Genomic DNA, 12,083 nt, shown 5'->3' with positions numbered 1-12,083 from the left:
TTTCACGATTCATCTGTTCTGCCAGGGTGCTTCAGAAAAAGTATTAACTCTGGCTCCAGAAGTAATAGTCAGAAAATTTCACGATTCATCTCTTCTGGCGGGGTGCTTGAGAAAAAGTATTAACTCTGGCTCCAGAAATAATAGTCAGAAAATTTCACGATTCATCTGTTCTGCCAGGGTGCTTGAGAAAAAGTATTAACTCTGGCTCCAGAAGCAATAGTCAGAAAATTTCACGATTCATCTCTTCTGGCGGGGTTTCAGGAAATGTATTGACTCTGGCTCCAGAAGCAATAGTCGAAATTTTTGACGATTCATCTCTTCTGGCGGGATGCTTCAGGAAATGTATTGACTCTGGCTCCAGAAGCAATAGTCGAAATTTTTGACGATTCATCATTTTTGATCAGATTCTTTTTCTACTTGCGGAGCTGGAAATATATCTAGAATTTTCTCTACCCAATTAGGAGACCCATTTGGATATAGCTTCGGATAGATTAACCCTATAGCAATGCCAATAACAGCAAAGATTGTACATAACGAATAGAAAATAATTTGCCCATTCTGCATCCAAGTTAAAGAATCTAAGAATCCAAATTTCTTAGGTTTTTCTATTTCTGGTTCAGCAGAATTTGCTGTTACTGTACCTTGAATTTTACTCTCGTCACCAACTACATTACCCATAACATTTCCGTCTCGATTTTTGATTGTCCTACTTTTGTCGTTGAGAATTTTTTTAGTCATGGTTTTATTGCCGATAATATTATTATTAGTGTCTATTACAAAATCTCTACTATCAATTATATAGATGTCATTTGGCTCATGCTTAGATTGTAAAAATTCCCTAGCTTTATCCCTGTCTATCACATCATCAATTAAACTCCTTATATTAACTTCATCATAAGGATAATTATCGCAGTTAGTTTCTAGTCTGCCATTGCTAATCCATTCGTTTAATTTCTCAAATTTGTAGAAATGTGGATTCTGATTATTATTACAAGTCAGACAATTACAAGGAATTAATTTATTATATTTAAGTCGATTATTGTAGGAACTATGAATTTTATCTAATTCGTGAGTCACAATAGTCATAAAATCCCGTTTTTGTTGCCCAGAAATCCGAATTTTTATTTCTCTCTTACCGTAATATTCAATCACCTCTGCTTTTGCTTCATCTTTCTTGAGAATAACTCCGCTTTTCCAGACATATTTCTGTTCTTCAATGTACTCGTTCATTACTACAATAAACTGAGTAATAATTCCCTTCGGCATAAATTCATAAGTGTAACGTAAAATCAAATTATTATTTTCATCCCAGTGATATTCTGGTTGATCTTCCGTTAGAAGTTGAGGTGCAATATAGGTCTGAGAAGTACCAGGAATTTTATAGCATAGTTTAAATTTAATCATTAATTGCAGTAGCTCGTCGTGCATATTGAGATATTTTGATTCATGCCAAATTTTGGTTAAATCATCCTTGGTAAATTTGCCAAAGTTATCGTAAACTTTTGGATTATCTAAGGCTTTATAAACTGCTGCTGTTACCCATTCTGGTTTGATAATAACTGTTTTATTTAACAAGGGGTCATCTTGAAAATGTAGACAAACTCCTAAATCGTGTAAATACCCAATTAACTGTAATTTATCCTCATGTTTCTTAAACCTATTTTGTTCGCAAATAGATAAATATTCTGTCAAAGTAATATAGTTACGACCATCTGTTTCTAATGCTTCGCGCACTTTTTTCCAAGTCTTAGGTAGACCATGACCAATGTGGGGTAATTTACTAATGTGATGTTGGATTTCTGTTCTAATTTCCTCTAAACCTCGATTAGTTTTAAGATTAGTAGCTAAGATTTCTTTGATGTTAGTAAATTGCCCTTGCAATACCCGTTGATTAATTTCTCGTTTTCGTTCTTGTTTCTCATTTTTGATAATTAATAAAGGGCTATTATCGCTCAATAATTCTGCTACATTTAACCAATAATAAAAGTCTGTATCTTCTTTACGGGTATCTGCAACCAGGATATATAAGGAGCGTTTAGTCAAGAAAAATTGGTGAGTAGCGTGATAAATTTCTTGTCCGCCAAAATCCCAAATATTCATCTGAAAGTTGTGTTGGTTTTTTGTCTGAAAATTCCACTGATAAACTTCAATTCCTTTAGTTGTATCTTCATCTCGTAGTTGATAGTTTTGGTTTTGAATTTTATTAGCTAGAGTAGTTTTACCTGCTCCACCTTCTCCAACAATTAATAATTTTGCTTCATAGATATAATCTATTCCTTCTTCTTTTTCTTGTCGGATATATTCTCTAATTGCTTCTATCCCTTTTTTAGCAATTTCAATTGGTGGAGTTTCGAGTGGATTATCTACTAAATAAATAAAAGTTAAATTAGTGAGTTTAGTTATTGATTCTGGGATAGTTGTTAATTGATTATCATGTAAATAAAGATGAGTTAAATTGGTAAGTTGAGAAATTGACTCTGGAAAAATTTTTAATTGATTATCACTTAAATCAAGATGAGTTAAATTGTTGAACTTAGTTATTGACTCTGGGATACTTTTTAATTGATTTCTCTTGAGACGAAGCTCAGTTAAATTGCTGATTTTAGTTATTGACTCTGGAAAAATTTTTAATTGATTTTCTCCGAGATAGATCTCAGTTAAATGAATAAGTTTTGAGATTGATTCTGGGATAGTTGTTAATTGATTACTTATTAAATCAAGCTTAGTTAAATTTGCGAGTTTTGTGATTAATTCTGGAAAATTTTTGAATTGATTAAAACCTAAATCAAGCTCAGTTAAATTGGTGAGTTGAGAAATTGATTCTGGGATACTTTGGAGTTGATTTCCACCTAAATCAAGCTTAGTTAAATTGGTGAGTTGAGAAATTGATTCCGGAATGCTTTTAAATTGGTTACTACCTAAACTAAGCACGGTTAAATTGGTAAGTTGAGAAATTGATTCCGGAATACTTTTAAATTGGTTGCTTCTTAAACCAAGTACGGTTAAATTGGTGAGTTGAGAAATTGATTTCGGAATGCTTTTAAATTGATTTCTACTTAAACCAATTTCAGTTAAATTGGTGAGTTGAAAAATTGATTGTGGGATATTTTTTAATTGATTACCACTTAAACCAAGTTTAGTTAAATTGGAGAGTCTACTGATTGATTGTGGGATATTTTTTAATTCATTACCATTTAAATCAAGCTCAGTTAAATTGGTGAGTCTACTGATTGATTCTGGGATATCTGTTAATTGATTATAACTTAAGCCAAGCCCAGTTAAATTAGTGAGTTTAGTTATTGATTCCGGGATAGTCGTTAATTGATTACCAATTAAATTAAGCCTAGTTAAATTGATTAATTTCGTGATTGATTCTGGAATAGTTGTTAATTGATTACCACTTAAATTTAATACTTCTAGCTGCTCTAACTCCCAAACTTCAGTAGGAATTTCAGTTAATTTTTCATCATCTCTGATAAATAAATCATTACTTAAATCTAATTTCTTCAGCTTTTTATCTTTAGCTTCTTGTATTCTTTCTTGAAAATGCTGTGGTATATAATTCCGCCGATTTGTTTTAGGAGAAGTCATAGCTCAATAAAATAATTTTTACCATAATTTTATAAGCTATAGCTACAAAGGCAAACTTCGACTTTCCGTAACCATTTCTCCGAAAAACAATAGACATCTCTAGAAAAATAGCTAGACAAAAGCAATAATTTCATCTAATATTTGTTTTTAGGTAACTTACTCAAAATTATTTATACTACTTAAGTAAATTTAACTATTGTCCAACAGTTGAAAAAAAAATCATGGGTACTAAACGCGCATCTTTTTTATTAGGTATCTCCCGTCAACGTTTATTAGTTTTACTAGCTCAAGGAAGAGTCAAAGGAGCTAAGAAAAATGGTAGATTCTGGGAAATTCCAGTATCTTCGAGTGGAATGCCTAGAATAATTCCCGCTCGGCGCGGTCCGAAAGGTATCTGGCGCAAGCAGAAATCTACCAAGCCTAAAATGATTCATGTTAATCAAAGCAATATTAAAGACAATATGGGTAAGCCTCCAGAGCAATTCAAACCAGTAGTGTCAGTCAAGGACGGCAAGCGTAACGATTATGGTTATGACTTATATATTCCCGGTCCTTGCCAAATCGTCTATCGACCTTATGAACCCGCAGATTGTGGTGCTCATCTGTGGATTAATACTTATCATCCGGTGGAATTTATAGATACTCAATTTAATCCAGCTACTGCAAGGCAACCTAGCAAACAAATTTATATATAGTCTGGTTTCAAAGGCAGAATATCATCACAAAAAAATATTTATTCGCTCAGATAGCTTAACTGACAATAACTTCAGCTAATTTATCCTGTTTATTTTTGGGAAATAGTCACAGTATAAAGGTAGAAAATTTTGATCTTCCTACTTGTGCTAGAATAACCCTTATCCATATTCAATTTTTAACTTCTGACTTCTGACTTCTAACTTCTAACTTCTAACTTCTAACTTCAAAATTATGCCCGATCGCTCTCCTAAAAATAACTGGTATCAAAACCTAAACCTAGAACAAAAATCTAAATGGTATGGTCAAATAGCAGATGCTTACAACAGAACTAGACCTCGTTATCCCGAACAATTAGTCAAACGTGCCGTAGAAATAGCTCAACTTTCTACCAATGCCAAAATTTTAGAAATAGGTTGTGCTACCGGAACAGCAACAACTACCTTTGCCGAGCTAGGTTTTTCTTTGGTGTGCATCGAACCCAATGCAGAATTTTGTCAAATACTTATGAGAAACTGCGCTGCTTATGAAAAAGTTAAAATCATCAACACTACTTTTGAGGAATGGGAATTAGAAAAAAGCCAGTTTGATGCAGTGCTTGCTGCTACTTCTTTTCACTGGGTATCCTCCGAAGTTGGTTATGTCAAAACTGCTGAAACATTAAAAACTGATGGATATTTAATATTGCTCTGGAATACTCCACCCCAACCAACTCAAGAAATTTATCAGAAATTATTAGACCCAATTTATCAGACTTATGCACCAGATATAAAAGGATATGAAGCGATCGCCACTCATCAAAAAAATATTAATGGTATGGGTAATAAAGTTATCGACTCTGGTAAGTTTCAAAACTTGGTTTCCGAAGAGTTAATCTGTGAAGTAACTTATAAAGTTGATGATTATATAGCACTTTTAAGTACCTTATCGCCCTACATCGCAATGGACTCAGAACAACGTCATACTTTATTTGCAAATTTGAGGACAAGTTTGCACAATTATCATGGAAAAACCATTAACCTTTCTTTCTTGTCTGCGCTTCAGGTTGCTCAGAAAAACTTTTCTACACTTTCTTTAGGGAGAGTGAGGGAGTAGGGGAGAATTCAAGAATTTAGAATTTAGAATTTAGAATTACCTCTCCTCGAAAATAAGAGGATTGACGAACAGGAAAATTTTTATTTATTATCCCCTTAAAAGGGGAGGCTTTAAACCACAATATTTCGGTAAATATCAGAATAATTAAGACCCTATCGTAGGGTTTTGGTCACCAAAATCCTACTAAACTTGTATTTTTTGCCAATACTAACCGATCTAATTTATAGAAATGTCTATCTAATTTGAAAATCAGAACTTTCCAACGCAGGAGTATTAGTAACATTAGCAAATAAACCTCCCTCTCCAAAACCATTTGCTACACCATCTGAGTTGTAGAACAAATTACCATTTGTCTGATTATAAACAATAACTCCTACTGCTGTTTCTGCTTGTGCATCACTACTAACAACTTCAAACTCTTCAACAAGACTAAAACCTTCACCTGCCAAACTATTAATAGCTGTAAATGTATCCTTGTCTAACAAAATTTTATCGCTATCTTGACGGAAGTCAGTAATAGTATCTGTACCAATATCCTCTGCTTGATAAGGTTGGTTAGTATTAAAAATGAACTTATCTTTACTAGCACCTCCAGTCAGAGTATCGTTACCAGCACCACCATTCAAGCGATCTCGACCTAACCGCCCTTGTAAAATATCGTCACCTGCTCCTCCTAACAAAATATCGTGACCAATACCTCCAATAAGTGTATCTGCTCCACCAACTCCTAAAAGGGTATCGTTACCTCTAGCTCCTCCTAATTTATTGTTACTGTCATTACCAGCAATATAATTATTTCGGGAATTTCCTGTACCGTTAATATTTTCTCCTTCTCCAGTAAAAATGAGGTTTTCAACGTTGCTAGGCAAACTATAAGTAATACTAGATTCAGCAGTATCAATACCAGCATTAGGATCTTCAATAATTATATCTGCAGTGTTATTAATAATATAAGTATCGTTACCCTCAAAACCTGTAAGGGTGTCACTACCATTTGTTCCGGTGAGGCGATCACCACCTGGAGTACCAACAGTATTGTCATTGTTTGCTGGAGTCTCATCCACATCAGTCAGATTAATAGTTAGTTGTTCCTCAAAACTTTCTGCGGGTTCTCCACCATCGGTTGTCCGAACAGTAATAGTATGAGCTGTATTATTTTCAAAATCTAGAAGAGAACCATTTGCTACTAATATTCGGTCTCCATCCACAACAAAACGACCATCCCCATCATCTAATAATGTATAAGTATGAGTATCATCAACATCAGAGTCGGTTGTAGTCAAAGTACCTACTACTGTTCCATTACCACTATTTTCTGTAATGTTATTGTTATCTATAGATATATCTGTAGGTGAGTTATTGCTTGGAGTCGGAGTCTCATCCACATCAGTCAGATTAATAGTTAGTTGTTCCTCAAAACTTTCTGCGGGTTCTCCACCATCGGTTGTCCGAACAGTAATAGTATGAGCTGTATTATTTTCAAAATCTAGAAGAGAACCATTTGCTACTAATATTCGGTCTCCATCCACAACAAAACGACCATCCCCATCATCTAATAATGTATAAGTATGAGTATCATCAACATCAGAGTCGGTTGTAGTCAAAGTACCTACTACTGTTCCATTACCACTATTTTCTGTAATGTTATTGTTATCTATAGATATATCTGTAGGTGAGTTATTGCTTGGAGTCGGAGTCTCATCCACATCAGTCAGATTAATAGTTAGTTGTTCCTCAAAACTTTCTGCGGGTTCTCCACCATCGGTTGTCCGAACAGTAATAGTATGAGCTGTATTATTTTCAAAATCTAGAAGAGAACCATTTGCTACTAATATTCGGTCTCCATCCACAACAAAACGACCATCCCCATCATCTAATAATGTATAAGTATGAGTATCATCAACATCAGAGTCAGTTGTAGTTAGAGTACCTATCACTGTTCCATTCTCACTATTTTCTGCCACAGTATTGTTATCTAGAGATATATCTGTAGGTGGGTTATTTACAACTTCAGGTTCTAGAGATACAGCAACAAACTCAAAAGCACCAATATCAATAATACTACTACCATTATGATCGCCATCAACAGGACGAGTTTGACCTATTTGGTCGGTATCTGCTGCGCCCCCACTAACACCTGAATCAATAGCAGGACTATTTTCTAATAGGGGATGTATTAAAATATTATCTACTCGTTGTAACTCATCCAATAATGGGTCAGCTAGTGTTACTCCTGCTGTTACTTTGGTGTCATCAGGATTAAGTTCATTAGATTGAATATTTCCGCCACCATCACTAAATTGATTTCCTGTGTGATGATTAATATTCCAATCATTACCACCATTGTTAGCTAAATTATAGGCAACAACAGTATTTTTTAGAGTAGTATTTGAGTTACCGCCCCAAAATCCTCCACCTTGAAATCCGGCATAATTATTAGCAATAGTTGTGTTAGTAATATTAGTAGTATTGGAGTTATTTGTTAAAAGTATTGCTCCTCCTAAACCACTATTACCATCTTCACTTTCTGCCCTATTTCCAGAGAAGGTACTATTAATAATTTCTGTAGGTGCATTTTCTCCTACCCATAAACCGCCACCTTGACTTAAAGCTAAATTATTAGCAATGGTAGTATTAGTAATAGTTAATTCTCCATTTCCTACCCTCAGTCCACCACCTAAAGCATCTCCCGCTGAGTTAGAAATTACCTGATTATTAATAATTTCACTGTTTTCTACAATAATTTGATCGGGAGAATAGGCAAATAGAAATAATCCTCCACCTTGACCAGCGCCTTTGTTACCTTCAAAGCTACTATTACTAATTTTAATTGTTCCAGAAGTTACGCCATCATTATTACTAGCACCATCAGTATAAATTGCTCCGCCATAACCATGATTAGTATTTTTTCCAGGAGTTGAGTCATTATTAATAAACTGGGAATTTTCTATTGTTAAGTTACTCAGGAGATTATTAATTGCTCCACCATTTACACCTTGATTATTTATAAATTCACTATCTGTTACTGTGAGATTACTTTCACTCCAAATTAAAATTGCACCTCCAGCGTGTTCGCTCAATTGACCAGAAGTATCTCGAAGTGCTTGACTTGCATCATTATTTTCAAATTGACTATTAATAATAGTCGCATTACTTTGAAATCCACTATAAATTGCACCTCCCCCCAAACCTCCCGCTGTATTGTTAATAAATTTACTATTTTCAACAATTAAAGTGCTTTTTTGTTCAGTACGAATTCCTGCTCCAGCTCCCTCTTTATCTACAGCAGTAGTTCTACCATCAGCAATAGTTATATTTTTAATGGTCAGATTGGTAGCTTGAAATTCTGGAGTAAATTGTAAGTCTATTACCCGTGAATTATTATTCCCACTAATGGTTAAATTTTGAGCATTTATTCCATCAATAATTAAGTCTTTATCTATTTCTAATTGACCAGAAGTTAGGGTAATAGTTTGATTAGATAAATTGGGGGTAAATTCAATTGTGTCTCCTGATTGAGCGGTGGCGACCGCTTCTCTTAAGGAACCTGCTCCATCATCATTATTATTAGTTACTGTTAAAGTAGCAAATACACTGTTATAACTTTCCATTACTTCTGGTTGTAATGGATTTTCTGCAATAATTTTTCCTGTAGTAAATCCTAAATTCCAATTTCCTCCTAGAAGTTTGTTTCCTGTTATATCAACTGATGCTGCAATATTTATTCCTAGTATTTGACTTAGTTGATGTACAAATTCTCCACCTATATTAGCTGCTAAATTACAACCATAAAGTAAAATATTAGCTGTTTTACTTAGTGTTTTTTTCCACTGTTGTATTTGCTGTTTTGCAGATATTAAAGTGTCTAGATTAAGAAAAGTATTGCCTAATTGTAAGTTGCCAGGACAGGCATGAGAAAATATATGAATTGCTTCTATTTTATTTTGGGTAGTTATTTTTTTTTGTAATGTCTCAGTAATTTTATCTATGCCATTTTCTGTAGGGTCCAGAATAATTACTTCTACATCATCTACTACTCCTGTAGCTAGAAATTGATAATTATCTAGATGAGCATCTATAAAAACTAAAGATGTAGATTGAGGCTGAATTTTACTATCAGGATATAACATTTTTATTGCCTATTATCTTGTATTTTTGGTATCTTTCCCTAAATACAACCTGATAGTAATTAAATCAGAAAAATTTTGACATCAAGTTTTATATTTTATCAAAGTATATTTTTGTTATATTAATATTAGTAATTATGCTTATTTTGAGGACAAATCAATATTTAAGCTTGGCAAAAATACGGTTATTATATATTGAAATTTGGTAGTGGTAACGAAGTAATAATAAGCATTAGAGAACAGGGAACAAGGGAGTCACTGAATAGTTATGATATTTTTATCCTACTCTAGGACTACTTAAAATTTAATTGCTGATTATAAATATTGATTCTGGATAAGAAGCTTAAACTGTAAATTCTCAAATTGGGAAGGAAATTATCCACATTTATTTCCAATTAGTGGGAGTAAAATAGAGGAAGTTTGTGAGGTCAAATTATATCTCTGATTTTTCCGATATTCTTGGTAGCTTATACTAATTCAGTAAAATTTAAGTCTCAAGAAAACATCCCCTCTCTTTAGAGTCTTACCCCTCAAAGTACACAAATATTTGTGTACTTCTTATACCAATTTCATCAACTTAGATTACACTGCTTATCTCCTGCCAGATTATATAATTTCATTCTTGAAACATTATGTGATGTGTAACCATACTTAATAAAATTAGTATTAATTGGTTCTATAGGTTGAGAATTTTAGAGTAAGCTTCTTGCTTGCTGTTGAGTACATCTATATGTTGCTTATTGCTCCCTGATATTGCTGCTTCAGAAAAACGTTGAATGTACCTGTAGATTATTTTATCGTAGTATCCAGGGCTTTAGCATCAGTAATTTTACAGATTTTGAATAATTAGATTAGTAGAAAAAATATATTATCATTTGGATAATTGAAGAATATTTGGTTAGTACAAAGGTAAAAGCATTTATGCCAATTACAAAAAATAGTGATAGACTTAATTGATAAGGTGGTATGCTCTCTGTGTTTTTAGTTAAATTATTCCCATTAATCCAATTTTTTTCAACTGTTCAAATCTCGAAAAAATGTATTGTATATATAATCACTGAGAGAGAAAAATCAAATCTAATATTATAATTTATCAGGAGTATGAATATAGGAAATTAATGAGTAATTTCCTACATTCATAGCATTCTATCTATTACAAAAGATTGAGTTATTAACGTGGTACAACTGACGGGGTAAATGTTTTTGGCTTCTGCCCTATCCTCTAACACATCTTCCCTAATCTCTATAATTTAATATTTAAACTACTAACCAGGATGAAAGGTCTCTTTGAATCAAATCTTGTAGCTTGAGAATATCTTCACGGTAGAAGTCAGTTAATAGTTGACGCTCTTCTGAAGAAAGAGGTTTAAATTCTTTACCTGCTGAATTGAATTTAACTAAGCTAGAGCGTATTTTCTGTCGCATTTCCAAAGGCATTGCTACCTTGAGAGTTGATGAAATAGCTGTTCTGATTGGATTCTTTGTTTGTAATAAATTATTTAATGTTTTATTCTTTGGCACAGCAGCAGCTTGTCGGCGCTGTGATGTATCAGGATTAAATGTATCATCTACTCCTATAAATCTATAAATCTCTTGCATCATTTTTAAAGAATCTTTGGTTAAATCATCATAGAGAAAAATTTTAAATTTTTCCTGACCAAAGGTATCAAAATAATGTTTTACTGGAGTGTAATATAATCCCTTCTTGATTGTTGAAGAACTCTCGGCACGAAATTTAACTTGTTCGCTTAAAGAACTAACTTTTCCTGCATTTATTCCATCACGAAGGTGCATTAAATAATCAGAATAAGCTCTATCCGCCGGATTTCTTAGTATAGCAATCATTTTTACATCGGGAACATAACGTTGAATCATTTCCGATGAAGTTTCGTAGTTTGCAAGATAGTTAGGAGATGCTTCTCCTATAGCAATTTCATCCTTGACATCTATAAACAGTTCACAGTATCTTTCCCAGCTATTAATTCTTTTTCTTGTGCCAGTATCTGGTTTTTTTTCTATCTGTTTTTCCCAATCCGTAGCAAAAAAATTTGTTTCCTTAATTGGACTCATATAAACTTGGGGATGTTCTTTTAAATATCCATAGATAGATGTAGTTCCTGCTTTTTGTACTCCTACTATCAGAAAATTTGGTAACTTCATTCTCTTTCTCCTAAGTTTAATTGATTCAGATATAAATTTATGATTAAAGCTATGAGGCTAGTAATTTTTAGTTTAAGGAATAGTTGACTTACTTATTATGCTTAAATTGTAATTTATCAGAGGGATCTTCTACATATTCCAATAACCTAGCACCTCTTCATATTCAGTTATACCCTAATTTTAGTCTACTGTATTTATAAACTAATGTAAATACCTGAGTTCTGATTTTGGTTATGAATAAAATAACTTTTAATTACCAAGCTACCATAATAATTTCCGAGTTTTGATGTATGTTGGTATTTTTGATAAATTTTAGATACAGGTTACATCTTTGCAATTTATAACTATTGCTTAATTTAAGTTGATTCGGAAGTTAATTGAAAAAAAAATAAATTAGAAGCTATAAATGAAGCATTT

The 12,083-nt window shown here is 33.0% G+C and carries 7 protein-coding genes; 3 read left to right on the top strand and 4 right to left on the bottom strand.

Going from position 1 to position 12,083, the window contains the following annotated elements; genetic code table 11:
- On the top strand, positions 1-199 hold a 199-nt coding region (locus ACP6PL_RS08285), incomplete at its 5' end, for a hypothetical protein (protein WP_426544433.1).
- Positions 200-220: 21 nt separating this feature from the next.
- Here the strand turns inward: ACP6PL_RS08285 and ACP6PL_RS08280 are convergent.
- Both ACP6PL_RS08280 and ACP6PL_RS08275 read right to left on the bottom strand, forming a co-directional pair.
- A complete protein-coding gene (locus tag ACP6PL_RS08280) occupies positions 221-394 on the bottom strand; it encodes a hypothetical protein (protein ID WP_426544432.1) in 174 nt (57 codons plus the stop codon).
- Positions 391-3,591 (bottom strand): leucine-rich repeat domain-containing protein, encoded by a 3,201-nt coding sequence (locus tag ACP6PL_RS08275; RefSeq protein ID WP_426544430.1) that lies wholly within the window; start codon positions 3,589-3,591, stop codon positions 391-393. Before ACP6PL_RS08275 ends, ACP6PL_RS08280 begins: the two co-directional genes overlap by 4 nt.
- A 221-nt stretch (positions 3,592-3,812) precedes the next feature.
- Between ACP6PL_RS08275 and ACP6PL_RS08270 the strand changes: the two genes are divergently transcribed.
- Positions 3,813-4,286, top strand: coding sequence for a hypothetical protein (locus ACP6PL_RS08270; protein ID WP_426544428.1), 474 nt, complete (start codon positions 3,813-3,815; stop codon positions 4,284-4,286).
- 232 nt (positions 4,287-4,518) lie between these two features.
- Positions 4,519-5,379 carry a class I SAM-dependent methyltransferase gene (locus ACP6PL_RS08265; RefSeq protein ID WP_426544426.1) on the top strand — a complete coding sequence of 287 codons (861 nt, stop codon included), beginning with the start codon at positions 4,519-4,521 and terminating at the stop codon, positions 5,377-5,379.
- A 233-nt stretch (positions 5,380-5,612) separates the two neighbouring features.
- On the opposite strand, the gene ACP6PL_RS08260 is transcribed toward ACP6PL_RS08265, so the two are convergent.
- Positions 5,613-9,509 (bottom strand): DUF4347 domain-containing protein, encoded by a 3,897-nt coding sequence (locus tag ACP6PL_RS08260; RefSeq protein ID WP_426544424.1) that lies wholly within the window; start codon positions 9,507-9,509, stop codon positions 5,613-5,615.
- Between the two features lie 1,254 nt (positions 9,510-10,763).
- Positions 10,764-11,666 carry a sulfotransferase family protein gene (locus ACP6PL_RS08255; RefSeq protein WP_426544422.1) on the bottom strand — a complete coding sequence of 301 codons (903 nt, stop codon included), beginning with the start codon at positions 11,664-11,666 and terminating at the stop codon, positions 10,764-10,766.
- Between the last annotated feature and the right edge of the window lie 417 nt (positions 11,667-12,083).

It is taken from the genome of Dapis purpurea BLCC-M126, assembly GCF_050015975.1.
Taxonomy (GTDB): Bacteria; Cyanobacteriota; Cyanobacteriia; order Cyanobacteriales; family Microcoleaceae; genus Trichodesmium.
This window is presented reverse-complemented; position numbering and strand designations above follow the sequence as displayed.

What these genes read in the sequence shown, in the direction of transcription:
- ACP6PL_RS08255 (WP_426544422.1), bottom strand. Translation starts at nt 11,666, where the DNA reads ATGAAGTTACCAAATTTTCTGATAGTAGGAGTACAAAAAGCAGGAACT.
- ACP6PL_RS08260 (WP_426544424.1), bottom strand. Translation starts at nt 9,509, where the DNA reads ATGTTATATCCTGATAGTAAAATTCAGCCTCAATCTACATCTTTAGTT.
- ACP6PL_RS08265 (WP_426544426.1), top strand. Translation starts at nt 4,519, where the DNA reads ATGCCCGATCGCTCTCCTAAAAATAACTGGTATCAAAACCTAAACCTA.
- ACP6PL_RS08275 (WP_426544430.1), bottom strand. Translation starts at nt 3,591, where the DNA reads ATGACTTCTCCTAAAACAAATCGGCGGAATTATATACCACAGCATTTT.
- ACP6PL_RS08270 (WP_426544428.1), top strand. Translation starts at nt 3,813, where the DNA reads ATGGGTACTAAACGCGCATCTTTTTTATTAGGTATCTCCCGTCAACGT.
- ACP6PL_RS08280 (WP_426544432.1), bottom strand. Translation starts at nt 394, where the DNA reads ATGATGAATCGTCAAAAATTTCGACTATTGCTTCTGGAGCCAGAGTCA.